Below are 25,500 nucleotides of genomic sequence, written 5' to 3' on the forward strand. Positions count from 1 at the left end.
GTTTCTATTCTCCGAAAGATTATACCTATTGTGTACGTGTTCCTCCATAACAAAAAAAGACTGTCTCTGAACAAGTCAGAAACAGCCTTGGTTTTAACAGCACGATTAAACTCAGCCGAATCGCTGCGTTTTGTACCATTTGGTTTCTCTGCGAAACAGTTTGTCCCCAATGAGGGAGATAAACGCTTTAACGGAGATGACCAGAAACAACTGGGCATAGGTGAAGTAGGAGAGACAAGCCACAATGAAGTTTTGTGTATTGCTCTGCCCAATATCCGCTGAGAGCGCCAGATTAATTTGCAGTACATAAATGTAATACATAAGTGCCCAAGCGATAACCAGATACACGTATACGTCCCCTGAAAACTGAAAAGGAGAGATCACATTTGGATTAAACAATGCGATAACTTGATATACAAGGTTAGAGACAAAGATAATATCCGAAACAATAATAGCGATCATAAACCAGAAATAACTCGCAGCATAGTACAGAACATGGAGTTTAATTCTCCAGCTTGTACGGTCGAACAGATGTTTAATATTATCGATAACGACCTGATAATTCCCCTTGGACCAGCGCTCGCGCTGTTTCATATAAACTTTCAGCTCTTCCGGCTCCTGTTGATAGGCTTCCGCTTGTGGCGCTAACGCAATAAGCTGACCACGAGTAAGAATATCAAACGAAACAGCCGTATCTTCTGTAATGGCATCGGGATCCCATCCACCAATTTCACGAATCAGATTTGCCTTAATGATATAGTTAGTGCCCGGAATCGTCCCAAGTTTAAATAACTCCCATAGCCCTGTATGGTGAACGCGCTGAACGGTTACAAGCTCCAGATTAATACATCGGGAGAGAAAATTCTGCCCCCGGTTACGAGCCTTATTGCGTCCAAACACAGCACCATGCTTCTCTGGGTTCTCCAGTGCTTTCTGTGTCAGAAACATTAATGCATTTCGTTCAGGTGCCGCATCTGCATCATAAATGCAGATCCATTCACCCCAGGCAAGTTCGAGGCCATCATTCAGGGCCCCGGATTTCCCTCCTGTGCCCTTACGCTCCAGAATCGTGAAATCGCGGTCTGCATAGCTGCTCTTGGCCTTGAGTGCCTTAAGCCGTTCAGCTGTATCATCCGTACAATTATCGGCAATGACAATGACCTGAACTTTATGTTCGGGATAATTCAGACGCAGAATATGCTCAACCGTAGAAACGATAACTACACCTTCATTATGTGCCGGCACCATTACCGTTACAGTTGGATAGTGATCCATGTTCTCCGGGATTTGAATCCCCTTTTTTTCTTGCTTATTGATGAATCGAATGGCCCCAGCCATAATGACAATAGATTCAGTAACCGATATCCAGATACTAAGGATGGACATCAGCAGCAGGAAATCAGCCATTCAACTTCCTCCGATCATATTTCCTGTTGATTTTCCCTCGAAAACGCAGCGTCGCAACGGTTAAGATAAGTATGGTGATCGCGAAGAAGCTGCTGACTACAATGCAGAGCGGAACAAACCATGTTAAATAATTCACCGGACTATGCCTCCTCCTGCATCTAGATGTATTCTCCAATGAGATCTGTCTCTGTATTCCGTTCTAGCGCAGCAATTACAGCATCGATATCCTCGTACTTACTGAATTGTTCCTTTTGAAAAACAAGTGCCCCGGAGCGAATGACCGTCTGCAGCTCGTTTCCCTTTTTATCGATAAATTGCAGATCCATCATGGCCTTTTTGATCCTTGCTGTAAGCACAGGCAAATATTCCACATTGGTCATCGGACAGATAATGACGAACCGTCCCCGGTCTACAAAAAATTTATAATCTTCGAACCGAATTTGCTTCTGAATGGTGTTCGACAGCTCAAGCAGGAACTGTGCATACCGAACCGAACCGAGTGATTCAAGGACCAGCGGCAGGAATTCAATCTTGAACATGGCCATGCTGAATCCATACTGCTCCGAGTACCTTCTTGCCAGGTTACTTTGTTTGATAACCGTATCGGCAAGGGCCTCCTTATTGCCGAGGGTGGTATCCAGATCCAGCTCCGGATTGCGGTCCTGCAGTTCCTGCAGCCGCTCCATCACTCGTGCGCTTCGAACCAGACTTGCTTTAATGAAGGCAGCAACTGCCACATTGGCTGGAATCAGCAGCCACCATGAGAACGTCAGTACATCCACGTTCGCGTAGGTCACAAGCCATACAAAATAAGAAACCAGGTATACAAACCCGGCAACAACAGAAACTCCGACAGGTATCACAAAACCAAGGACCAGCGCTCCAAGCGACACAATGCTGAAAATGACATCAAGCGTGGTAAAGCTCTGATTCATGTAAATTTTGAGATAAATGACGAGCTGTTGAATAACGGCTAATCCAATCAGACTGGCATATCCCCATGCGATACGTTGGATAGGTGCTTTGTTTCTCATAGTTTCCTTCTCTCCGATGGTTAAAATTATGTCTTCTAGCAATCCGCCAAATTATGACATGATTAGACAATTATATCCTATCATATTTATACTCCAAATGAGATGACAAATCTATTACTTTTTAAGGGACTTCTGTAACTCTGTCTCTCCAAGCAAAGGGAACAGATTATCAAACATATGGGTGTTCCCATCAAATACGTATCCCCCCGGATAATTCGAATCCTGACCACGCATCGTGATCATATGGTTATACAGCTGTTTGGCCCATTTTGGATCACCGGAGCGTACGGCAAGCAGTATAGCGAGTCCATACACGGAAGGTGATTCATAGGTTACCGCAGGTGCACGATTATTGCGAACATACTGTCCGGGAAGCTGATGACGGGTTTCGAACTGCTTTTTCAAAAAAGAAATCAGCTTGTCCGGTTTCCGGCTGGTCTGGACTAAGTGGTTCGCCACGATGAGCTGATCAATCAGGTTTACCTTGTCATCATATGTATACTCCTGGGTTACAACGTTGAATGTTTTGGGATAGAATACTCCGTCATCAGGCATGTTTTGAAGCAAATATTCATACTTCGCGTACGTTCCGGACTGCAGCATATCATGTTCTTCCATCTGCTCGAGTGCCGGTAAATCCACATAAACCAAGCTCAATGTATCCGGGGAATATCCTCCTGCAAAATCATGAAAATCAACAAAGTACCCTTCATTCTGTACAGATTGGCTCAAAGTCCGGGAGATCTCGGCAGCAGTGGACAACTTGGCATCTCTGCCCTGTTCCCATTGATCCGCAGCCTTCAATAAGGCGTCTATAATTCGAAAATCATCTCCAAGGGCATTGGTCGTCACATGTGACTTGCCTTCCTTGTCCAGTTTCCAGGCAATATACTTCTGAGGCATGAGGAAATAAGTCGTCAGCATTTCATAGCTCTGTTCAAACAATGCCTGATCGTTCTTGGCAACCGCATATTGCATCCACAAACCGAGTGATTCCGACAATGCCTCCCTGCCGGCAACAATGTCTGCGTGCGCTGAAGGAGCATCCTGCAAATAGGAAGCCAGTGTGCCATTCGGATTGGTCATGTGGTTCTGAACAAATGCCACCGTCGGGGATACTTCGTTCATCACAAACCTCTCCTTCATGTACAGGAACGACAAGGCGAATACGCTTGCTGCAATTACAGATAATGTAACCACCCACGTCAGTCTTTTTCGCTTGATGCTCTTCATGAATTCCTCCTGTGCTATTATTCCTGTGGAATAACGATTCTTCTCCTTGAAATGGGCTCGGCTAAGGTCTGGGATGCAGGGATCAAGGATAGGGGCTATGCTCATTCGGACTCGTTCATGTAAGCCCGGCGGCCGCCCTTTTTGACAAACTTCCAATCCACTTCGATATTGTGACGCATCCGCCGCAGAAGGTTGACGGCGAGCTCAATCTCTTCCTCTGTCAGTCCCTCCAGCGTTACCTGGTCGGAGTGCACTCCCTCTTTTTGTATAAAGGCCCAGGCATCAAGTCCCGCCTCCGTTGGATATAACTGCTTGTTCTTTTTATTACCCAATGCTGACTTCTTGACGATGAACCCGTCCGCCTCCAACTTGCTGATTGCTCTGGCTACCGTGGTTCGGTCCACTTTGATCATTTCAGCCAGTTGGTTAGGAATGATTCCAGGATTCTCGCATATGCGATACAGATACAGATACTGTCCACGAGAGAGGTTCAAATGTTGAAATTCGACATTGCTGATGGAGTCCAAACAACGTGCGATCATGCCGATCTCGCGCAGCACTTCTTTTTTTTCAGTCATTGTACACACACCCTCTTATCATTTTGTTGCATTCGCAACATAACTAGTGATATAACTAAAATTAACTCATCTTAAAAGTGAACGATGATATCCTGTTTCTTTCGAGGATCCTATTTGCTTTTGTACCAGTTTACCATGCCAGAATGACATTACTATCGGCCAAAGGAGAACCATTCATGAATACCACTATTGTTGAAGTTGATAACCAGGAATTGCTCGATGCTTGCTTCGCCATTCGTACCGCTATCTTTGTGGAAGAGCAAGGGGTTCCTGCCCATGATGAATTCGATGCCTATGATGCGCTCGGCACGGAAGCCCGTCATATTCTCCTCTACGTGGACGGTGTACCTGCCGCTTCCTCCAGACTGCGCGTTGTGGAGAATGTCGCCAAGCTGGAACGCATCTGTGTAATGATGGATTACCGCAAGCACGGCCTCGGCCGGGTGCTGATTGACAAACTGGAGCAGATGGCTCTGGATCAAGGACTGGAGAAGGCTAAACTTCACGCACAGGTCCAAGCCTCCGGGTTCTACGAACGTCTTGGATATGCAGCAGCCTCCGATGTGTTTATGGAAGATGGCATTCCCCATCTGTTAATGACCAAGAAGCTCAAATAGATATTAAAAAACGCCTCTGTACTCACTTTTTCAGTGAGATACGGAGGCGTTTTGCCTACGTGCACTATACTGTGCCGCAACAATCGTCTCAAGGGACGATTACCCCATAGCCAGACGGTCTGGCTGTGACTCGGCAGCATTATTTTTCATCTGTTTACTGCGCAATTGACCGCAGGCCGCATCGATGTCAGTACCGTGTTCCATACGTACCGTGGAGTTGATGTTATTTTTCTTAAGCGTATCATAGAAGCCCAGAATCGATTCTTCCGTACTCCGCTGATATTGACTATGCTCATCTACCGGGTTGTATGGGATCAGATTGACGCTGACCATATTCTTACGGCTGGACAACAGTTCAGCAAGTTCTGTCGCATGCTCCCGTTGATCATTAACATCCCGAAGTAAAATATATTCGAACATGATGCGTTTGTTCGTGGTAGCCAAATAATAATCCACCGCGTCCATCAGCTGTTCAATCGGGAAGGCCCGGTTGATCTTCATGATATGTGTACGCAGTTCGTTATTCGGTGCGTGCAAAGAGATCGCCAGATTAACCTGCAAACTGCTGTCTGCAAATTCCTTGATCTTGTCAGGCAATCCACTTGTGGATACGGTGATACGCTTGGCAGCAAGTGCCAGTCCTTTACGATCCTTGATGACTTCAATGAAATCGCTCATGTTCTGGAAATTGTCGAACGGTTCGCCAATCCCCATCACGACCACGTTGGTTACCCGCTCGCCCTGGCCAGCTGCATCCAGGTGTCGCTGCACGTGCATAATCTGTTCCACAATTTCTCCTGCGGACAAGTCACGGCTTTTCTTGATCAGCCCACTCGCGCAGAAGCTGCAGCCAATATTACAGCCTACTTGAGTGGTTACACATACAGTCAGGCCGTATTTTTGGCGCATTAATACGGTCTCAATCAGGTTGCCGTCCTGCATCCGCAGCAGAAATTTCACCGTACCGTCTGCCGACTCCTGCTTCACATGCTCACTCAGCGAGTTCATGGTGAAGTGTTCGGAGAGGACATCCAGACATTCCTGGCGGACATCGGACATCTCGGGAAAATCATGTACGCGCTCTTGATATAACCATTCCCAGATTCGGGAAGCACGGGATTTCTTCTGCCCATGCTCCGGCAGCCAGGAACGAAGTTGCTCTAATGTTAATCCATAAATGGATGATTTGTTCATTGTATAGTCCTCTTTTCGCAAAAAGCATATGGCTTATCGGTCCTACCAAAAAACCTCTACTCTGTATTGTCCCAAAATTATCGAGCGAACACAAGGGCTTTTGCATTTCTTCCAAGAGGTTTTAGCTATGGCAAATCTGCACAATGCACACTGTTTCCCTTTGTCGGGTCTTCGTGTTTAGAAGTGAATGATACCGGATGTGTGCAGCAGCACGAGCACAACCAGGATCGGTGCCACGTAACGCAGCATGAACAGCCAAATCCGGAACCAGCCAGCATTCAGGCCGGAAGCCTCCGCAGCCTTCTTCCAGAAGTATCCCGCAAAAATGGTCACAAGCAATCCGCCAATTGGCAGCAGAATGTTGGACGCTACAAAGTCCATCCAGTCGAACACACTCTTCGAACCAATTGTCCATTCAGGCAGCAGACCCAGTGAGAGCACGGAAGGCAGGCCGACGATAAAAACAGCCAGCGAGATCACCCATACGGCACGGCTTCTGCTCCAAGATAGACGTTCCATGAAATATTTCACCGGAACTTCAAGCAAGGATACGGCAGACGTCAGTGCTGCAATGGCCAGCAGGATGAAGAACAGTCCGCCAAACAGGAATCCGAGCGGCATAGCCGAGAACGCAGCTGGAAGAGCCACGAAAATGAGTGAAGGCCCCTGGTCCGGTGCAATCCCAAATGAAAACGTCGTTGGAAAAATGATCAGACCTGCAATGAACGCATAGAGCAGGTCACCCGCACCAACAGCGATAGTGGCTCCACCCAGTGATTGATTTTTATCTACATAGGATCCGTAAGTGACCAGAATACCCATCCCGAGCGACAGGGAGAAGAAGGCATGTCCAAGCGCAACCAGCGCAGATTCAGTCGTCAGCTGTGAGAAATCAGGATTCAGGAAAAAGGAAACTCCTGCACCAGCTCCAGGCAGGGTCACTGCCCGAATCATAAGAATAATCAGCAGAACCAGCATGGCCGGGATCAGGACCTTGTTAAATTTCTCAATCCCGTTGGAAACCCCTTTGGCTACGATCCAGCCTGTAATCAGGACCGAAATCAACTGCCACAGAATAGGCAAATATCCACCTACAAAGGAACCAAACTGCCCGGCATAATCCGGATTGTCAAACAACGTGCCGCTAAAAGAGGTCACAGCATAGTGCAGCGTCCAGCCTGCGATAATAACGTAGAAGGAAAGGATAATGAACGGTGTCAGTACTTGCAGTAATCCTGCTGCAAGCCATCCCTTATGTCCACCAGCCTTGATAAATGCTGTAGCCGCACTGCCTCTGCCGCTGCGGCCAATCGCAAGTTCCGCGAGCAGTACAGGCAGACCAATAAGCAGCAGACAGACGATGAAGAGCAGGAAAAACGCAGCTCCCCCATTTTCCCCTGTAATATAAGGGAATTTCCACATGTTTCCGAGACCAACCGAACTACCGATGGCGGCTAGGATAAACCCGGCGCGTGAGAAGCGCTCACCTTTGCCAGTATTGTCTTGCTCCAGGTTTGACTTACTAAAATTCATCGTATCTACTCCATCACTTTAAAGTTTTCCCGTAATTATATAACAGTCCTCGTGTCAGGTCATGCGAAAATCGAAATTTATCGAAATGTTATTTATTTACATTCGAGAAAAAGGTTATTTTTATTAATCATTCCACCTACATCCCAGTATGGGACAAAAATGGACGCTCCATCCCCTTGCACGATGTTACATATAAGAAAGACTTCAGGTAACCTTCTAGATTACTGTTTTTTGGCACAAAAAAAGGATTACGCTCGCCATTTACATGGCAGCAACGTAACCCTTATTTGATCTGTAGTTAGTTCGATCTGATCTCAAGCAACTCATATTTGATGACACCCATCGGTGCATTAACATGAATGACGCTGCCTACTTCTTTGCCCATAATTTCCTTGCCGAGCGGGCTTTCGTAGGAAATTTTGTTATCCGCCACATCAGCTTCGGCTGGACCGACCAGTTGATATTCAATCTTCTCTGCGAATTCAATATCATTCAGCAGCACGATTGAGCCAATGCTCACCTTGTTGGAGTCGATGTTGTCCGAATTAATCACTCTTGCCTTGGTCAGCATCTTCTCCAGAATCAAAATGCGGGTTTCCATAAATGCCTGATCATCTTTGGCTGAATGATACTCACTATTTTCCTTCAGGTCACCGTAACTGATCGCAAGTTTCAGACGCTCAGCCAACTCTTTACGCTTCACCGTCTTCAATTCCCTCAGTTCGTCCTCCAGCTTTTCCAAGCCTTCCTGTGTCAAAATCACTTCATCATTAGCCATTTTTCCATCTCCTAATCCTGCTTTCTATCTATATTCTAACCTATATCCACTCCAAACGGTTAACATACCCCCGAAAAAAGAAATTCATCCCTCATCTATACCTATGTGCTGCCTCAATTGTACCGGTACAATTCAGGTAAATGTGAGTATCCATTTTAATCATTCACTCCTACAATGAACTCATGGCCTTTTGCTTCCCTTTAGAATGGCCGACTAACTGATGTGAGGTGATTCCGCTTGAACACATTAACAGATTCAGAACGGAGATCCTATCTGAAACGGATCCACATTGATGATATTAAACCGCCAACATTGGAATACTTGTCAGAGGTTCATCGTGCACACGTGCAGTACCTTTCATGGCAAACGATAGATATCTTTACCAAGCGGCCGGAGGGAATCGATCTTGCAAATTCAGTCCGACTTGTTCTGCAAGGACGCAGCGGGTACTGCTTTCATCTAAATGGCGCATTCAGCATTCTGCTTCGTTCACTTGGCTATGAAGTACAGTGGCATCGTGCCGGAGTCCAGCCCCATGGCGAACAGCCACGAGTAAACTCGTTCCATCTTGGGCTGTCCGTACTCCTACCTGAAACTGATAACGAACGCTGGATCGTCGATGTGGGCCTGGGAGGCATGCCCTTCAATCCCCTGCCACTTCGTTATGGGATCTATGGAGAAGCTCCTTTCACCTACACCCTAATGTCATCCAGCGTTGCTTCTGATGGATGGCGGCTTGAATATGAACCACATGGTCCCAGTGAGGGCGTAGACTATGCACCCGAGGTGCTTCGTAACCTGGATGAGTTCATCCCCAAACATCAATTCTACAGTCAATCGGCCGAATCACCATGGCATAACGTTTTCCTGATTCGCCAAAGGGATGCTGCGGCCAGCAACGAGCTGCGCGGATGCATGCTGCGAACCCATACCGCAGAAGGCATTCATAAAACCGAAATACAGAGTTACACCGAGTGGAGAGAGTTGTTGGACGGAGTCTTTCATGAACCGTTGGTACGCTACAGTGAACTGGAGCGTGTGGAGATGTGGGAACGCATTCGAGTTGCGCATGATAAGTGGAAGAGAACGCAACAGGGATAAAAGAAGGCAACACCGGAATAGGAGAACGAAGGGATATAAAGGAAAATTTGCTGCACATGCCGAATATCTCGTCAGGTGATAAATGATGATAAACATTCAAGTTCTACGCATTCCTGCAGAAGTACCCAAGGAAGGTTGGGATTCGTTCCTCGCACTTGTCTCGGATGAACGGCGGCAGCAAGCGGCACGTTATGTCCATCAGGCCGATGCCCATCGTTCGGTAATGGGAGAAGTGTTGGCTCGTGTGACATTGGGCAAGCTGACTGGTGCGATACCGGGGGATCTTTCTTTTATTCGCAATACCTACGGCAAGCCTTCGCTCATCAGCCATCCTAATCTGCCCTTCAATGTATCCCACTCCGGCGATTGGGTTGCGGTAATTTCGGGAGGTCAAGATCCACTGGGCGTGGATGTAGAGCAAATATCCCCCATCGACATGACGATTGCCGAACGCTTCTTCTCTCCGGTAGAGAGCCGAAATCTGGCAGCAGCGCCCGCAGAGCAGCAGCTGGAAACCTTCTATCAACTGTGGACGCTGAAAGAAAGTTATATCAAGGCCATCGGTATGGGATTATCCATGCCGCTTGATTCCTTCTCCATGCTGCGCGGCATGGACGGATTCTGGCATTGTCCTGAAGCACCAACCTATCGTTTTCTCAGCCAACGTCTGGATGATGGACATATGCTGGCAGCTGCTTGTTCCGTAGAAATGGAACTCCCCGCCAAACCTGATGTGGTTACCATTGAGGATCTATATTCATTATTAATGTGAAGGAGGGAATTTGATTCCTCCCTTCTTTTTTTTCACCTTTTTAAAACGTAAAGTTTCAAAAAAATGATTACATCTTGTCCAATTAATGGTACTATAGAACCACTTGGACGAGAAATAGGTAAAACAGATCAGGCTTTTATTACTAGATTATACCTTACATACTTTTGTCGATCCCCGATTCTCTCTCCGATTCATTATTTTAGAAGGAAGTGGACAAATGCATATCTTTTTGCAAAACAGTGCGGGTGTGACCAAAAACGTCAAGGTTGGTTTCAGTTGGACAACATTATTTTTCGGGTTTCTCCCTGCTCTGTTCCGCGGTGATTTGAAATGGGCTGTTATTATGTTTTTAATCGCTGCAGCTATCGGAGTCTTCACTTTTGGTTTCGGGGCTTGGGTTAGCGGAATCGTATTCTCGTTCGTCTACAACAAAATTTATATTAAAGAATTGCTAGAAAAAGGTTACCGCCCTGCAAATGCTGAATCCCAAGCGGTTCTTGAGAGAACCCAAATCGTTGCCCCAGCAGCATAACCTATACTTTAAAAGAAGCTAGCACTAAAGTTTTTCTAGATTCAACTTGTAGATAGTTAGATAGTAGATATGTAGAAAGACCAAAATCCCTGGCAAATTAGCCAGGGATTTTTGATTATTCATTCAACAGACCCGGTGCGACGTTCAGCCCCGTCCCATCCATGGCGACAGGAACATCGCCAGGACGTAGACGATACTGACAATTGCAATTGCCTTGGGATGCAGCCGGAGTCTTATCCGCCAGCCTCTTGAACCACCCCGGGCATTCCCGTTTCATCGCAGAGGCTTAGTGGCTTCAAGTCCGTCCACTGCTCCGCGATGTAATCAAGACACACCCGGCGTTTGGCCTTGCCCAGCATCTGGGTCCAGCCTGCGGGGACCGGAATGGATGCAGGCCAGAGCGAATACTGCCCTTCCTCATTGATTAATACCAGATAGCTGCTGTCTTCCTGTTCAAAAGGGTTGCTCATCGGCTTATCCTCCTATTTAAGATGAACTTGGCGCTGATTCAGCATCTCCAGCTTGGCCGTCAGTGTCTGGCATATTTCCGCCAGCGGTCCAGGCTGACACAGATCCTTGTGGCGGCAGGCAATATCATGCCGCTCCATTTGGCCTCCAATATAGGCATTCCACATCTCGGGTTCAATGGGGTCAAACCAGTCCGGAATTACGGTAGAACGGAAGAAGATCAGATCGCCTTCGAATCGGGAAGGTGTGTATGCCCCCAGAATCCGTACGGAATTTTCATAGGTCTTCCGCAGTTTCATGATCGTCTCCTCATCCAGACTCGCCAGTGCACTCCCTTCACTGCGCAGAATACGCATGGCTGCTGCCATATCCAGCGGTCCTTCCCCAATACTGTCCGGATCGTATCCACCAAGTGCAAGCAGGGCAGTCAGTGCCTCTTCCTCATCCGGTTCCCCGCGAATCGGAAGATAATGACTCGGGTATGCATCCAGCATGGCGAGAAATTCCACCTCTTCCCCTTCCGACTGAAGCTGCACAGCCATGGCCTGAGCAACATTGCCTCCCAGGGACCAGCCCAGCAAACGGTAAGGTCCCTCAGGCTGAACGGAGCGCATATGACGGATATAATCTGCTGTCATGTCCTCCAGCGTAGCCGGAAGATCCTCGTACTGGGCAATGCCGCGAGCCTGCAAACCGTAAATCGGATATTCCATACCCAGATGTTTCATCAATCCGGCATAACACCAGCTTAATCCTCCGGCAGGATGTACACAGAACAGCGGAAGGTGAGCTCCGTGAGTCCGAAGAGGCAGCAGCACTTGCAGCGAACCCGTTCCCGTATCCGAATCCATTTCAAGCCGTTCGGCCAGTCCGGCAACCGTTGCTGTTTCAAACAAAATGCCAATCCCCGGTTCCTTGCCCATGGCCTCCCGGATTCGGCTCATCAGACGAACAGCGAGCAGGGAATGTCCGCCAAGTTCAAAGAACCCATCATCAATGCTGACACTTCGCAACCCCAGCACTTCGGCAAACAGATCACACAGAATCTGCTCCTGCGGATTACGTGGTGCCCGGCCACCGGAGGTCAGCTGCATTTCCGGTACAGGCAATGCCTTGCGGTCCAGCTTGCCGTTGGCAGTGAGCGGTATAGCCTCCATGGTGACCACTGCTGATGGAACCATGTAATCAGGCAGACTCGCTGACGCATGACGGCGAAGCATAGCCGATTCAGGCCCTGAACCTGTCTCTGAGTCCGGAACAATATACGCTACGAGGCGTTTATCTCCCGGCTGGTCCTCACGGACAATGACCGCAGCTTGTGCAACCTCGGGATGCCTAGCGAGCACCGCTTCAATCTCGCCGAGCTCGATGCGAAAACCGCGTATTTTCACCTGCTGATCCGCCCGGCCCAAATAATCGAGTGACCCATCATGAAGTCTTTTGGCCAAATCCCCCGTCCGATACATGCGTGTTCCTGCAGGTCCATATGGATCTGCAACAAATCGCTCCGCCGTCAGTTCCGGCCTGCCCCAATACCCACGGGCAAGTCCTGCCCCGGCCACGTACATCTCACCCGTCACTCCTGCAGGCACAGGCTGGAGATGATCATCCAGCACATATACCCGAAGATCCGGAATAGCGCAGCCGATCCAGCTGCTTGCCCCCTCTGCGGCACTGCCCGCATACAGTTCCTGATAGCTGACATGGACGGTGGTCTCCGTAATGCCATACATATTAATCAGTTTAGGTGCGTCATCTGAATGGCGACTATACCAATCCTCTAATCGACCTAGCTCCAGTGCCTCTCCTCCAAAGATCACGTAACGGAGTCCAAGCTTTTGCCCCCACTCCGGATGCTCCCGATCTGCCTGCATAAGCTGGTAGAATGCCGACGGCGTCTGATTCAATACCGTTACCTCTTGCTCGGCAAGTAGCTGCAGGAAGGCTCCTGGAGAGCGACTAATCTCATGCGGTACAATGACCAGCCGGCCCCCGTGCAGCAGCGGTCCCCAGATCTCCCAGACCGAGAAATCAAATGCATAAGAATGGAATAACGTCCATACATCACTGCCATCAAACTGGAACCAGTGCTGTGTGGCCTCAAATAGCCGGATCACATTCGCGTGGGGAATAACCACTCCCTTTGGTTTACCTGTGGAACCCGAGGTATAGATCATATAAGCTGGACTGAGATGAGATACGCGTCCATTGCACTCACCATCTGCGGGATTACGTTCATCTTGAACAGACAGCCGCTGAATGGTTTGAGAGTCGTCCAGGTTCAACCATTGTACGGATTCCATCGGAGGTAGCAGGGATGCTACTTCCTCGTTTGTAATCATCACGCTCGGAGCCGCGTCTGTCAGCATATGCGTCAACCGGTCTGAGGGATAATTTGGATCAAGCGGAAGATAGGCCGCACCTGCTTTTAACACAGCCAGAATACTAACCACCATATCAATGGAACGAGGCAGTGCGAGAGCAACCATCTGCTCTGGACCCACTCCTTCTGCAATCAACAACCTTGCCAGCCTGTTGGCTCTGGCATTGAGCTCATTATAGTTAATGGCCGTGTCCCCCAAGCTCACAGCCGGTGCATCCGGAGTAGCCGCCACCTGAACTTCAAAGCGCTCAGCAATGGTCAGGCCAGATACAGATGTCTCATCCCCTGCAGCAATGCATTGCTGCTCCAACAGCGCACGTTCCTTGGGAGTTACCACGTTAAAACGGCTAATGTGCTCATCCGTATGCTGGACGGCATCCTCCAGCACCTGGATCAACCGGACCACCAATTCTGCTGCGGTTGATTCCCGGAAAAGATCCGTACTGTACTCCAGCACACCTTCGACTCCAGCAGGCGAACCATTATGTTCACGTTGTTCCGTGAGCTCCACAGTCAGATCGAATTTGGAGGAACCCACGCCATGCATACTCGTGGTCGATATGACACCTGGCAGATCCAGCTGAACATCTGGCGTATTTTGCAGAACCAGCATCACCTGGAAGAGTGGATGCATGGAGCGGGACCTGGACGGATTCAGGACTTCAACCAATCGCTCAAAAGGCAGATCCTGATGTTCATAAGCGGCCAGATCGACTTCCCGCACACGTGCCAGCAGTTCCCGGAACGTAGGGTCTCCGGACGTATCTGTACGCAGCACAAGGGTATTGATGAACATGCCCACGACATCATCGAGCGCATCGTCGCTCCTGCCGGCAATCGGGGTCCCAATCGCAATATCTGTACCTGCTCCCATGCGTGTAAGCAGTACCGACAATACCGCATGCAGAACCATGAAGAGACTGACCTTGTTTTCCCGGGCCATAGCCATGAGCTGCTCATGCAGTTTCTGACTAATGGTAAAAGGGATCGTTCCACCCCGGTAGCTGGAGACAACCGGACGCGGATAATCGGCTGGAAACGTTACCTGTTCCGGCAAGCCTTCCAGCTGACGGCTCCAGAACTCCAGCTGCCTTGCAATCAGGCTGTCCGGCTGGCCTTCATCTCCAAGCAGTCGATCCTGCCACACCGCGTAATCGGCATATTGAACACGCAGAGGTTCCCAGGAAGGCCCCGCCCCCTGAACACGTGCTTTATACGCTTGGGACAAGTCCCGCATCAACGGCGACAAGGACCAGCCATCTCCGGCAATATGATGAAGCAGTAACAACAGGACATGCTCATCCGGACCTGATGTAAACAGCTCCGTACGGATACCTGGCTCGCTCGAGAGTTTGAAGCTGTACCGGGAAGCTTCGGACAGAAGCTCAGCCAGATCTTTCTCTGCAGCAGATCTCACTTGTAAGTTAACGCGAACGTCCGCGGGTGCCAGAATGGTCTGGCTTGCAGAACCAAGCTCTGGTGGATATAACGTTCTCAACGTCTCATGGCGATCGACAATGTCCTGAACTGCAGCTTGAAGCGCAGGTACATCGAGTTTGCCGGATAACCGTACCACAAGCGGAATATTGTACGTGGGATTGGGTCCCTCCAAACCATATAGGAACCACAATCGGCGCTGGGCAAAAGACAGAGGAATCTCGCCTTGACGTGGAACAGGCTGAATCCCTGGTCTGACTGACCCCGCCTGGTCCAGCCTCTTGGCGAGGCCTGCTGCAGTCGGTGACTCGAATACATTGCCGATGTTCAGCTCTGCGCCAAACACATCCCGAATCCGGGCCGTTATACGGCCTGCAAGCAGGGAATGACCGCCCAGTTCGAAGAAATCATCGTCAATGCCTACACGAGCAACACCCAGAATCTCAGCGAACAAATCGCACAGCATCTCCTCTTGAGGTGTTCGTGCCTCACGTCCACTGGCATGAGATAGCACAGAAGGGACAGGAAGCTGCTTGCGGTCGATCTTTTTATTGGGAGTCAGCGGCATTTCGGTGAGGTTCATGAATGCAGATGGCACCATGTAATCCGGCAGTTCATCAGCCACATGTGCCCGAAGCAACGACAGATCCAGTCCTGACGTGTATTCGGAATTTGCAACGACATAGGCGGCCAGCCGCTGATTCCCCGGTTGATCCTCACGTGCCATAACAGTAACCTGGGCTACGCCCGGATATCGAGAAATGACGGATTCTATCTCACCCAATTCGATGCGGAAACCTCTGATTTTGATCTGGTGATCCGCCCTGCCCAAATAATCAATCGATCCATCCGGCAGCCACTTCGCCAAGTCTCCTGTACGATACATGCGGCTTCCTGCTTGTCCGAAGGGATTCGCAACAAATCGCTCGGCAGTCAGGTCAGGTCTTCCCAGGTAACCTCGTGCCAGCCCGTCTCCCGCGATATATAATTCTCCGGTTACGCCCGGAGGGACTGGATTCAGCCCCCCATCCAGCACGTATAGTTGCGTGTTTCGAACCGGTCCGCCAATCGAAGGTTTGCCCGTTGATTCAGGCTTCATGGCGGCAGCCGTTGAATAAATCGTAGTCTCCGTCGGTCCGTACTGGTTGTTAACGTGACATCCCATCTCCTGCAAAGAGAGCTTCAGTTCTTCGGAGAGAGCCTCACCACCGGTAATGACCGTTAGACCATCAAACGACCCAGGCTTGCTGGTCACCAGAGACTGCCACAACGTTGGCGTGGCCTGCATGATTGTTGTCCCTAGCCGTCTCATCTGGGCAGCCAGCGCCACCGGATCAAGAATGGTTTCTTTGCGGGCTATATCAAGCCTTGCTCCTGTCGTAAGGGGCAGAAACACTTCCAGCACAGAAATGTCAAAAGCAATCGTAGTGACCGATAACCAGCGATCCTGCGTACCCACCCGCAGTCTTAACTTCATATCTTCCAGCAGATTCGCCAGACCCAGATGGGTAACAGCAACACCTTTCGGTTTACCCGTTGATCCCGAAGTATAGATGATATAAGAGGGATTCAGCTGCGAAGCAGCTTTTGTGAGATCCTCTGGTTCGGGATTGCTGCCGGACTGACGGCCTACTCTTGCCGCAACCTTCGGATCATCCAGGGCCAACATGGGGACATCAGACATTTTCGGCAAATCGGACAGATTGTGCTTAACCGTAATCAGACATGCCGGTCTGGCATCCTCAAGCATGTAGGTCAGTCTCTCTTCAGGGTAATCCGGGTCCAGTGGAAGGTAAGCTGCTCCCGTCTTATGAACAGCCAGAATGGCAACCACAACCTCGAGAGACCGAGGCAAAGCAATGGCTACGATCTGCTCTGGTCCTACCTGATAGTGCTGAATCAGCTCGTGAGCCAGACGGTTTGAACGCTCATTCAGCTCGGCATACGTCAGAAATTCGCCTTCGAACGTTGCCGCCATGGCAGATGGGGTGCGGCGAACCTGCTGTTCAAACATGGCCGCCGAATTCCGTTCAGGAACCGTATGCTGTGTCTGATTCCACCCGTTCAGGACCTGGTCACGTTCTTCAGGAATCAGCACTTCCATCTGACCTACGTACTGCTCTTCGATTCCTTCCTGCATCATTGATTTCAGCAGCTGCATATAACGGAGCTGATGATTCAGCAAGTCCGATTCGCTGTAGACGGAAGGATTGGCATCAAAGTCAATTCGAAGTCCATGACCATGCCCTTGGTCAACGACATGAATGGATAGGTCATCGACCGGACCCGTAGACAGGTTATAAATCATCCCACGCTGACCCGCAAAATTCAGCTCATGATGGAATGGCATGACATTGATCATCGGTCCGAATAGTCGGCGATTCTCCCCCAGCAGCTTCAGATCACGCCGCAGATCCTGGTGCCGGTAACGTTGATGCTTGCGAACAGCCCGGATCTCCCGCACAATCTGCTCGGCCAAAGCAGATATACGCATGTCTGGTTCAACCTTCAGCCTAAGCGGAAGCACGTTCATAACCATGCCTGGAACGCGCAAGGCTGCCGAGCCCAGCCTGCACATGACAGGCAAAGCCAGTATCACATCTGGCGTACCTGTAATTCGATGCACATAAATGGCTGCTGCCGCGATAAACAGATCAGGCCAGGTCACCCCGTATCGGGAAGCTGCAGTCTGTAGGCGATCCCGATCGGACTGCACAAATTCAATACTCCGCCGCAGAAAATGGTCCGCTGTGCGTGAAGCCTTCTCACTCAAACTTACGACGTCCGGTTCATCTGCATATCGATCCAGCCAAAACGTGCGATCCTGCTCCCTTGCAGCAGACTCATGATAAGCCTCATCCTCCTGAATAACGGAGGACAGCGGGCCAAATGCTCGTGTTTCCATGACACTCGCACCTGACCCACCGTTTATCCTGGCTGTATAGAGACTTGCCACCCTGCGGGTAATCAGCGAGACGCCGTATCCGTCAATCGCAATATGATGAACGCGCTGGTACCAGTAGTAGCAACCTTCGCTTACTTGGAACAAGGCTTCCGTAAATACTGGTCCCGTTGCAAGATGGACGGGTCTGGCGAGATCCTGGTGCATCCAGGCCATAGCTGACGCATGGGGATCCTGTTCGCCGCGAACATCTAGTACATGAAACGGCCAATGGTCTTCCTGTTGATTGAGGGTCTGGTATGGGCCGTGTTCATTCTCCCCATAAATCATGTTTAAAGATTCGGCCTCCGAGACGGTCTGGCGAACACTCTGCTCAAACTGTTCTACGTCTATATTTCCGTGAATAACCACGTATTCACCTGTGTTGTACATGGGGTTGTCCGGATTCAGCTGATGAGCAAACCAGATTCCGGACTGGGCAGCCGACATGAGCCACGTGCCATTCCGACGCTGTGACAAGTTCACCGCCCCGCTCAAAAGTAATCTCCGTTCGGCATCACCCTATGAGGCTGTGCATTCAGCAGCACTGCCCACGAGGCCAGCGTCGGCTGCTCGGCCAGATCGACAAAGGTCACATCTGCTCCTTCCACACGGAAACGCTCCGCCAGGCTCATGATGCGTATGGAATCGAGCCCCCAGATCTCAATCAGATCATCATGCTCCCCGATCAGGGATGGCTGCTCCTGAAGCATTTCGGCAACCTGCACTCGTAACGCATCAAGCCTTGCCTCACCGCTGCTGTCTGTATTAGTCCCTGTAGACTCCATCGCTGCCGCGGTATGCGATCTCGCCTCCGAATAGTTTATTCCGGCCGAATCGTTTTCCTGAGCAGAGGAATCAAGTGATTCAAGAAGTCGCCCAGTTGTCAGCGTTACGGCACAGCGTTCGGCTGCATAGGTTAGTGCCATGCGGTGTTTCTCGGCTGAAAAATCAGCTACCGCATCTGCAACCATGAACGCTTGAATGTCCTTCATAAATGCCTCACAGGAGGTCATCAGACAACCAATATGGGCATAGATGCCGCATACGATCAGCTGATCCCGTCCCTGCTCCTGCATCAATTCAAGCAGTTCTGTCTTCTGGAAGGCACTGTACCGCCATTTGGTCATAAGCGTATCTTGAGGAGCAGGTGAGAGTGGTTCAATGATTTGTTTTTGCGTAGGTCCCCCGTCAATGCCTGCTCCCCAGAAGTCCAGCTGCAATCCACGCTGCTCCGGCGTCTGTCCGCCCGGCTGGGCAGAATACACGACAGGTATGCCCAGTTCATGACACTTCGCACGAAGTTGTCCAATATGATCGATCAGCTCCACCACAGGCGATTCCCCGGCCGTAAAAGCATCCATGAAATATTGCTGCATATCGTGAATGAGAAGTACTGCACGCTTCGCATCCGGCGTCCACGTTACCTTATTGACCGGAAGCTCCGACTCTGCAGGCATTGCATATGACTTAATCACTGGAAGTGCCATCCATATCCCTCTTTTCAGCGTTATTATTTCAATCCGTTTCATCGTAGCTGTGTGTCATGATCGTTATATGGGCTGCTTCATGGTCAGCATCTCGCGCAGTGCCTTCTTGCTAACCTTGCCGACACCCGTCTTGGGAAAAGATTGCACAAACTCAATCCGATCCGGGATTTTATAACTTGCCAGGCCGCGATTGCGCAGAAAAGACTTGATTTCGGCAGCAGCCGGAGTCTCGCCGCTGGGTACGATAAACGCACAGGAGCGCTCGCCTAGATATTCATCCGGCATGGACACCAGTGCTGCATCATGAACACCCGGATGAGCAAGTAGATGATTTTCCACTTCCTCGGCAGCCACCTTGTCTCCGCCGCGGTTGATTTGATCCTTCGCCCGGCCCTCCACAATGAGATACCCCTCGGGTGTGAGACTTGCAATATCTCCTGTACGATAGAACCCGTCCGTGGTGAAGGATCTCGCATTATGCTCTTCAGCTTTGTAATATCCGCGAATGGTATAGGGTCCCCGGGTCAGCAGATGCCCGGATTGTCCCGGTTCCACCTCCAGATCCTCGTCATCCACGATTCGGACCTCATCATACGGGGACATCGGCTTGCCCTGTGTGTTAATAATGATGTGCTCAGGATCATCCAAACGGGTATAGTTCACAAGCCCTTCGGCCATGCCAAAGACTTGCTGCAGCGTGCAGCCCAGGACAGGTTTAACGCGTCCAGCCACCTCCGCACTGAATTTGGCTCCACCGACTTGAAGAACCTGCAGGGATGTCAGCTTGGTTCCTCGCGCAGCGGCCGCATTCAGCCAGATAAGGGCGAGCGGTGGTACCAACGCCGTGATGGTCACCTGATGCTCCTTAATGAGCGGGAAGGCTTCATCTGGACTCGATCCCCGTGACAGCACAACGGTACCTCCTGCATAGAGCGTGCCCAAAATTCCCGGTGAACTTAGAGGGTAATTATGTGCTACAGGCAGAACAGCCAGGTATACACTTTCTGGGCTGAGTCCGCAGACCTCGACGCTTCTTCGGAGACTGTAGATATAGTCATCATGGGTGCGCGGGATCATCTTGGATAGTCCGGTGCTTCCACCAGACAACTGAAGAAAGGCTACATCCGAAGAGACAGGATGATCATCATGCGCCTGAACGGGGTACGTATACAGATCCTCAAGCGATGTGAATGGACCGGCTTCTCCTGCAACGATGATATGTCTAAGGCTCGGCACCTCTGCCTGAACTTCTGCCCCTAGTTTGCGATAATCAAATCCTCCATCCTGATCCGGGATCAGATAGGCTACAGCCTCAGAGAATCGGGCAAAGTACTCGATTTCACTTTTACGATGCAAAGGCAGTGCAAATACCGGCAGCGCTCCCAGACGGAACAGGGCAAAGATCGCTTCAACAAAAGCAGGGATATTCGGCAGCTGCACAATGACGCGGTCATATTGCCGTATTCCCTTGGCATACAACCCTGCCGCCAACCGGTCGACTCTTGCGTCCAACTCTGCATAGGTTAATTGCTCTTCACCACTAATAATGGCAGTACGATTGCCATAAACATCCGCACGTTGTCGGAGCATTTCTCCAAATGTCATGCCCTCCCAGCAACCTTCCTGACGATAAAGCTCTGCAAACTCTTCAGGCCATGCCTGATATCCTGGCAGCATCTCTTTTATTCCTCCTTCAAACGGGATACGGCCGAGTCCAACCCCATGGCAAGCAGCATCGTTCTGAATTTGGCGGAAGTCTCCGCCAGTTCCGCTTCCGCCGTGGAACCCGCTACGATGCCCGCTCCGGCAAATAAACGAAGTTCATTCCCCTCCACTTCGGCGCAGCGGATGGTCACAGCCCATTCCCCGTCGCCCTCGCTGTCGCACCAGCCAACCATGCCGGTAAACAGTCCACGATCAAACGGCTCCTGTGACCCAATGGCCTCTCTGGCTGTTTGTACAGGCGTTCCGCAGATCGCCGGAGTCGGATGGAGCGCAAAGGCCACCTCCAGTGACGATATATCTTCATCCATCAATTCACCATGAATCTCGGTAGACAGATGCCACATCGTGCTTGTCTGAATCAAGGAGGGTTCTGCCGGAACCATCAGCTCTTTGCAGAGTGGACGGAGTGCAGCGGCAACGGCATCAATGACAACAGCATGCTCATGCCGATCTTTGGCTGAAACCAGCAGCGCCTCTGCACGGCGGCGATCCTCAGCAGGATCATCACTTCGGGCAGCAGAGCCAGCCAGCGGATTTGCCCGTATGAGGGTACCTTTTCGAGTAACCAACAGCTCCGGGCTTGCGCCAATGAACGTACGAGCGGCCTGTTGTTCTATTTCTGCATCGGCTCGTTTCACCGTTGTTATAGTACTTTTTGTTTCAGGAAGTTTACTCATTGGAACGGCAAACGTATACCCGTGTGCATTATCCCTGAACAAATTACGGAGAAGTTGATGTGTATCCACGAGATCATCTGAGGTCACACGCAGTGTGCGGGATAACACAACCTTGTCGAGTTCCCCCTGCTGCATCTGCCTCAGCACATGATTGACACTTCGTTCATACGTCTCAGCTTCAGGCACTTCGTTAATCTCACCGCCAGTAGCGGCCGGGCACCTCTCGTATGATCCGTTCGCAGCGTGGCTTGGAGGTTCTGCCCATTGTATCGTTTCGGGGATAAACAGCTCGGCAGAGGATTGATTGGGATCAAAAGGTATCGCTCCCACCACAATCGGATTCCGAAGGCCCGTTTGCTGCGCCTGCTGAATCAATTTGCGAACCTGTTCGATAACAGAATGTGCTCCTTCCACGTGTTTACCATGGGCATGATCCATGTTTCCTGAGGAATCAGATTTCACCTGCTGCTGAACAGCGGAGACAGGAAACCTCATTCGTTCGCCCTGAGCGAGCAAGGTATGTTGCGGTGAAGACCAGAAAAAGGACGTCCCCTCCCGATATTGTTCCAGAAGGTGTAAGGCGGAGGTTGCAGCGATTGCACCCGCTTTTGACATATTCATCATCTCCTTATCTTGATTCAGGCGCCGAGCGTGGCGCCTCCATCCACACACAAATCATGCATTGTAATATGCCTTGCCTGGTCTGATGCCAAAAAGAGTACAGCATCCGCGATGTCGGAAGGTAATGCCAGCCTGTTCAGAGGAATGCCGAGACGGTATGTCTGCTGTGATCCTGCAATGACGGCCTGCGCGCCCTGTTGTTCATCCTGCCACAACGCGCGCTGCATGGGAGTGTCCGTCGACCCTGGAGATACAATATTGCAGCGGATATGCTGCTCCGCGTATTCGAGCGCGAGACATTTGGTAAACATAGTAGACGCCGCCTTGGAGGCTGCGTAAGCCGACATGTGCATCCGGGGCACGCCGGAGGCGTTCGAGCCAACGGTAACCACCGTTCCCGATTGGCGCCTCGCCATATTCTGTATAACTGCACGTGACATATAAAATACACCATGGGTATTCACATCGAACGTTCTTGTCCATTCCTCATCACTCAGAGATGCCACTGTACCTGTATGCAGCACGCCAGCCGCATTTACCAAAATGCCAATCGGTCCAAGTGTGGCCTCAATTCGCCAAACGGTATCGTCTACCGATTGGCGATTGGCAATGTCAGCAGGATAAGCAGCCACCTGATGGCCTTGATTGTTCAGATCCACAGCCAGCTGATCAAGCTGCTCTTCCCGAATGTCTACTGCCGCCACAATTGCACCCTGTTCAGCCAGAGCTCTGGCAACCGCTTCGCCGATACCCTGTGCTGCACCGGTGACCAGAGCTACTTTCCCATGAATTCCTGTATAGCTCACGCTGTGTACCTCCCCTGACTTACTGCCCTGTTGAACGTTGATTAATGGTTGAAATCGATTGGATCATCCATGACATCTCAGCCCATCCGAAAGCAGACTTTCCCATATCCGATTCAGACAAACATCTCATTCTTCTGCCCCTATGCTTCCGGGCTGCAAGCAAAACGTATCGACCGACTGATCAGAAACGGCAGCACCGAGACATGATTCTCTTCCTCGAACTCGGTATATTGAATTTCTAGCCCCGGCTGTTTCAGTGCAGCCAAACGTTCCGTTAAACCCGATGCCTTGTCATTGTTGCGAGCAGGATGACTCTTCTCCTGTTCTCCCATGCCAATCCAGACCTTGACGTTGACCGGATGCTGCTCCAGACCTGCAATGAACTTTTGTTCCTCGGCCTGCATCACCTTCTGGTTCCAGTGAAGCGAAGGACTTCCAGCAATGTAATAACGGAAAGCGTCCGGCTTGGTGAAAAGGGTGTGCAGAACGAACAACCCGCCAAGAGAATGGCCAAAAATGGCCTGTCTGTTTCGATCTATGTTGAACTGCTGCTCCATGTCCGGCTTCAGTTCTTCTTCAATAAATTGCAGAAATGCACCAGCTCCCCCCTGCTCCGGGAGAAGTGTCCCATCCGACTTGTGGGTATATTCGGTCGTGGCTTGCGGAGTAAAATCGTAGTATCGATGAGGCGAGAACGGGCCTGCTGTCGGATACCCGATTCCAACGACGATCGCCGGGAGTGCTCCGGTCTTCTCGGGCCTGCGTCCCTGTATGCGAGCTGCTTCCACCATCGTGCCAAATACCGAATTGGCATCAAGCAGGTAGATTACCGGATATCCGGATGGCGGGGCAGCCTCTGCGGGCTGATAAACCATAATCTGATAAGCATGATTCCCCACACGTGGTTTCATGGTCCATTGTTCCGAACGTGGAATGGGAACAGTACTGCGTGTTATTTGCTCAAGAGTACCTGAGCCTGATTGATTGGGCTGAAACGTCATTACGGATGGATCCTCCTCGTTGTTCAACTTACATGGTTATGTGTATATAGATCGTATCGAATTATATGAGATTGATTCTCGGCACCCCGAGAGGGAGCTGCTTCTTCGCTATTATTGCGTCAACGCCTTCAATGTATCGTCAATGACATGACCATAGGCAATTAATCCGCCACCCAGCCATGGTGCTGGTTCGACTGCGTATACATTTCCTGCCTTGACTGCAGGCATGCTCTGCCACACTTTGGTATCGGTCATCTCTTTCATGCTTCCTGGTCCCTGCTCCACAGTAAAAATATAATCTGCATCAATTTCGGGCAGCACTTCGGTAGAGACGATGGCACTGTTCTCCGTCTCGACGAGTGCAGGCTTGCCGAGTCCCAACTGTTCATAGACAACATAGCCGCTGAAGTAGTTCCCACCCATCATGCTGATTCCGCGGGGAGCAAAGCGGATAATGGCTGCTTTCTTGCCGTCCGCTACCTTGGCAATTTCCGCCTTCGCCGCATCGACCTTGGCATGATACGTCTCGATTGCTTGCTCAGCCTCAGCCGTTTTGCCAAGCAGATCGCCTATGATCTCCAGAGACTTCTCTACATCCCCGGATGCATTGTTAAACACATAGGTTGGTGCAATCTTCGAATAACTCTCATAGACACCATTCTCAGCGTAATTCGCCGTGTGCAGGATAATAAAATCAGGGTTATAAGCTATCAGCGCTTCAGGCGAAGGCAGCCCGCTCGAGAAATCGAGTGTCGGTACGCCACTTAACTGATCCTGTAAATACACATGCCCTTGGGTGCCACTAGCCCATTGAGCAACAGGTGTAACGCCGAGTGTAAGCAGGGAATCCTCCAGATAAGGTGCAAATACACGCTCCACTTTGGCAGGAACAACAACCTCATGTCCCAATTCGTCTTTTACGGTCCGTTCGCCAGCCGTTGTTTCAGCAGTCTTTTCTTCTTGTACGGCCGTTTCCGATGAGGCTGTTGTTGAAGCTTCGGTGGTCTTCTGCTCCTGCTGTGCTGCTCCCTCATTTTCTGACTTGGAGCCACAGGCCCCCAGTAATCCCACCATTAATGCCAGCACAATCAAGGCTGATAGCCGATTATTGATCCATGTACTTGGAGCGAAACGTTGTCTGCTCTCTTTTTCCTGCTGATGCATGATATATC

Annotated in this window: 20 protein-coding genes; 4 read left to right on the forward strand and 16 right to left on the reverse strand. The window is 50.4% G+C overall.

Annotated features, from left to right (window positions below; translation table 11 throughout):
- Positions 1 to 111: 111 nt before the first annotated feature.
- The 5 genes from ABGV42_RS29455 to ABGV42_RS29475 all read right to left on the reverse strand — a co-directional run bounded on the left by ABGV42_RS29455 (position 112) and on the right by ABGV42_RS29475 (position 4,252).
- Positions 112 to 1,407, reverse strand: a complete 1,296-nt coding sequence (locus ABGV42_RS29455; RefSeq protein ID WP_347384891.1) for a glycosyltransferase family 2 protein — start codon at positions 1,405 to 1,407, stop codon at positions 112 to 114.
- Positions 1,400 to 1,543, reverse strand: coding sequence for a hypothetical protein (locus tag ABGV42_RS29460; RefSeq protein ID WP_347384892.1), 144 nt, complete (start codon positions 1,541 to 1,543; stop codon positions 1,400 to 1,402). Before ABGV42_RS29460 ends, ABGV42_RS29455 begins: the two co-directional genes overlap by 8 nt.
- A gap of 22 nt (positions 1,544 to 1,565) precedes the next feature.
- Positions 1,566 to 2,441: a diguanylate cyclase domain-containing protein gene (locus ABGV42_RS29465; RefSeq protein ID WP_336782468.1), complete on the reverse strand. Its 876-nt coding sequence runs from the start codon at positions 2,439 to 2,441 to the stop codon at positions 1,566 to 1,568.
- Positions 2,442 to 2,555: 114 nt separating this feature from the next.
- Positions 2,556 to 3,674, reverse strand: a complete 1,119-nt coding sequence (locus ABGV42_RS29470; protein WP_347384893.1) for a glycosyl hydrolase family 8 — start codon at positions 3,672 to 3,674, stop codon at positions 2,556 to 2,558.
- Positions 3,675 to 3,775: 101 nt separating this feature from the next.
- Entirely contained in the window at positions 3,776 to 4,252 is a 477-nt protein-coding gene (locus tag ABGV42_RS29475; RefSeq protein WP_347384894.1) for a MarR family winged helix-turn-helix transcriptional regulator, read from the reverse strand.
- 176 nt (positions 4,253 to 4,428) lie between these two features.
- Between ABGV42_RS29475 and ABGV42_RS29480 the strand changes: the two genes are divergently transcribed.
- On the forward strand, positions 4,429 to 4,869 hold the full coding sequence (locus ABGV42_RS29480) for a GNAT family N-acetyltransferase (RefSeq protein ID WP_347384895.1): 441 nt from the start codon (positions 4,429 to 4,431) through the stop codon (positions 4,867 to 4,869).
- A 99-nt stretch (positions 4,870 to 4,968) separates the two neighbouring features.
- On the opposite strand, the gene rlmN is transcribed toward ABGV42_RS29480, so the two are convergent.
- The 3 genes from rlmN to greA form a co-directional block, all read right to left on the reverse strand.
- On the reverse strand, positions 4,969 to 6,063 hold the full coding sequence (rlmN, locus tag ABGV42_RS29485; RefSeq protein WP_347384896.1) for a 23S rRNA (adenine(2503)-C(2))-methyltransferase RlmN: 1,095 nt from the start codon (positions 6,061 to 6,063) through the stop codon (positions 4,969 to 4,971).
- A 177-nt stretch (positions 6,064 to 6,240) separates the two neighbouring features.
- On the reverse strand, positions 6,241 to 7,596 hold the full coding sequence (locus ABGV42_RS29490; RefSeq protein ID WP_347384897.1) for a sodium-dependent transporter: 1,356 nt from the start codon (positions 7,594 to 7,596) through the stop codon (positions 6,241 to 6,243).
- Positions 7,597 to 7,894: 298 nt separating this feature from the next.
- A complete protein-coding gene (gene greA / locus ABGV42_RS29495) occupies positions 7,895 to 8,374 on the reverse strand; it encodes a transcription elongation factor GreA (protein ID WP_347384898.1) in 480 nt (159 codons plus the stop codon).
- 237 nt (positions 8,375 to 8,611) lie between these two features.
- Here greA and ABGV42_RS29500 point away from each other — a divergent pair, with 237 nt between their 5' ends.
- The 3 genes from ABGV42_RS29500 to ABGV42_RS29510 all read left to right on the forward strand — a co-directional run bounded on the left by ABGV42_RS29500 (position 8,612) and on the right by ABGV42_RS29510 (position 10,779).
- Positions 8,612 to 9,475: an arylamine N-acetyltransferase family protein gene (locus ABGV42_RS29500; RefSeq protein ID WP_347384899.1), complete on the forward strand. Its 864-nt coding sequence runs from the start codon at positions 8,612 to 8,614 to the stop codon at positions 9,473 to 9,475.
- An 85-nt stretch (positions 9,476 to 9,560) separates the two neighbouring features.
- Positions 9,561 to 10,247 (forward strand): 4'-phosphopantetheinyl transferase family protein, encoded by a 687-nt coding sequence (locus ABGV42_RS29505; RefSeq protein WP_347384900.1) that lies wholly within the window; start codon positions 9,561 to 9,563, stop codon positions 10,245 to 10,247.
- Positions 10,248 to 10,464: 217 nt separating this feature from the next.
- On the forward strand, positions 10,465 to 10,779 hold the full coding sequence (locus tag ABGV42_RS29510) for a DUF2628 domain-containing protein (RefSeq protein WP_347384901.1): 315 nt from the start codon (positions 10,465 to 10,467) through the stop codon (positions 10,777 to 10,779).
- A 233-nt stretch (positions 10,780 to 11,012) separates the two neighbouring features.
- Here the strand turns inward: ABGV42_RS29510 and ABGV42_RS29515 are convergent, their stop codons facing one another.
- The 8 genes from ABGV42_RS29515 to ABGV42_RS29550 form a co-directional block, all read right to left on the reverse strand.
- Positions 11,013 to 11,249: an MbtH family protein gene (locus ABGV42_RS29515; RefSeq protein ID WP_347384902.1), complete on the reverse strand. Its 237-nt coding sequence runs from the start codon at positions 11,247 to 11,249 to the stop codon at positions 11,013 to 11,015.
- 12 nt (positions 11,250 to 11,261) lie between these two features.
- Positions 11,262 to 18,488: an amino acid adenylation domain-containing protein gene (locus ABGV42_RS29520; protein WP_431523715.1), complete on the reverse strand. Its 7,227-nt coding sequence runs from the start codon at positions 18,486 to 18,488 to the stop codon at positions 11,262 to 11,264.
- 14 nt (positions 18,489 to 18,502) lie between these two features.
- The gene (locus tag ABGV42_RS29525; protein WP_347384903.1) at positions 18,503 to 19,498 is read right to left on the reverse strand and encodes an isochorismatase family protein; all 996 of its coding nucleotides are present in this window, start codon (positions 19,496 to 19,498) and stop codon (positions 18,503 to 18,505) included.
- A 63-nt stretch (positions 19,499 to 19,561) separates the two neighbouring features.
- Complete coding sequence (locus tag ABGV42_RS29530) at positions 19,562 to 21,175, reverse strand: (2,3-dihydroxybenzoyl)adenylate synthase (protein ID WP_347384904.1); 1,614 nt, start codon at positions 21,173 to 21,175, stop codon at positions 19,562 to 19,564.
- Between the two features lie 5 nt (positions 21,176 to 21,180).
- Positions 21,181 to 22,515, reverse strand: coding sequence for an isochorismate synthase DhbC (gene dhbC / locus ABGV42_RS29535; RefSeq protein WP_347384905.1), 1,335 nt, complete (start codon positions 22,513 to 22,515; stop codon positions 21,181 to 21,183).
- 23 nt (positions 22,516 to 22,538) lie between these two features.
- A complete protein-coding gene (locus ABGV42_RS29540) occupies positions 22,539 to 23,327 on the reverse strand; it encodes a 2,3-dihydro-2,3-dihydroxybenzoate dehydrogenase (RefSeq protein ID WP_347384906.1) in 789 nt (262 codons plus the stop codon).
- Between the two features lie 140 nt (positions 23,328 to 23,467).
- Complete coding sequence (locus ABGV42_RS29545) at positions 23,468 to 24,328, reverse strand: alpha/beta hydrolase (protein ID WP_347384907.1); 861 nt, start codon at positions 24,326 to 24,328, stop codon at positions 23,468 to 23,470.
- A gap of 111 nt (positions 24,329 to 24,439) precedes the next feature.
- Entirely contained in the window at positions 24,440 to 25,492 is a 1,053-nt protein-coding gene (locus ABGV42_RS29550) for an ABC transporter substrate-binding protein (RefSeq protein WP_347384908.1), read from the reverse strand.
- Positions 25,493 to 25,500: the final 8 nt, after the last annotated feature.

This window comes from Paenibacillus pabuli, from assembly GCF_039831995.1.
Lineage (GTDB): Bacteria > Bacillota > Bacilli > Paenibacillales > Paenibacillaceae > Paenibacillus > Paenibacillus pabuli_C.

What these genes read in the sequence shown, in the direction of transcription:
- ABGV42_RS29455 (WP_347384891.1), bottom strand. Translation starts at nt 1,407, where the DNA reads ATGGCTGATTTCCTGCTGCTGATGTCCATCCTTAGTATCTGGATATCG.
- ABGV42_RS29465 (WP_336782468.1), bottom strand. Translation starts at nt 2,441, where the DNA reads ATGAGAAACAAAGCACCTATCCAACGTATCGCATGGGGATATGCCAGT.
- ABGV42_RS29470 (WP_347384893.1), bottom strand. Translation starts at nt 3,674, where the DNA reads ATGAAGAGCATCAAGCGAAAAAGACTGACGTGGGTGGTTACATTATCT.
- ABGV42_RS29475 (WP_347384894.1), bottom strand. Translation starts at nt 4,252, where the DNA reads ATGACTGAAAAAAAAGAAGTGCTGCGCGAGATCGGCATGATCGCACGT.
- ABGV42_RS29480 (WP_347384895.1), top strand. Translation starts at nt 4,429, where the DNA reads ATGAATACCACTATTGTTGAAGTTGATAACCAGGAATTGCTCGATGCT.
- rlmN (WP_347384896.1), bottom strand. Translation starts at nt 6,063, where the DNA reads ATGAACAAATCATCCATTTATGGATTAACATTAGAGCAACTTCGTTCC.
- ABGV42_RS29490 (WP_347384897.1), bottom strand. Translation starts at nt 7,596, where the DNA reads ATGAATTTTAGTAAGTCAAACCTGGAGCAAGACAATACTGGCAAAGGT.
- greA (WP_347384898.1), bottom strand. Translation starts at nt 8,374, where the DNA reads ATGGCTAATGATGAAGTGATTTTGACACAGGAAGGCTTGGAAAAGCTG.
- ABGV42_RS29505 (WP_347384900.1), top strand. Translation starts at nt 9,561, where the DNA reads ATGATAAACATTCAAGTTCTACGCATTCCTGCAGAAGTACCCAAGGAA.
- ABGV42_RS29510 (WP_347384901.1), top strand. Translation starts at nt 10,465, where the DNA reads ATGCATATCTTTTTGCAAAACAGTGCGGGTGTGACCAAAAACGTCAAG.
- ABGV42_RS29515 (WP_347384902.1), bottom strand. Translation starts at nt 11,249, where the DNA reads ATGAGCAACCCTTTTGAACAGGAAGACAGCAGCTATCTGGTATTAATC.
- ABGV42_RS29525 (WP_347384903.1), bottom strand. Translation starts at nt 19,498, where the DNA reads ATGGCACTTCCAGTGATTAAGTCATATGCAATGCCTGCAGAGTCGGAG.
- ABGV42_RS29530 (WP_347384904.1), bottom strand. Translation starts at nt 21,175, where the DNA reads ATGCTGCCAGGATATCAGGCATGGCCTGAAGAGTTTGCAGAGCTTTAT.
- dhbC (WP_347384905.1), bottom strand. Translation starts at nt 22,515, where the DNA reads ATGTCAAAAGCGGGTGCAATCGCTGCAACCTCCGCCTTACACCTTCTG.
- ABGV42_RS29545 (WP_347384907.1), bottom strand. Translation starts at nt 24,328, where the DNA reads ATGACGTTTCAGCCCAATCAATCAGGCTCAGGTACTCTTGAGCAAATA.
- ABGV42_RS29550 (WP_347384908.1), bottom strand. Translation starts at nt 25,492, where the DNA reads ATGCATCAGCAGGAAAAAGAGAGCAGACAACGTTTCGCTCCAAGTACA.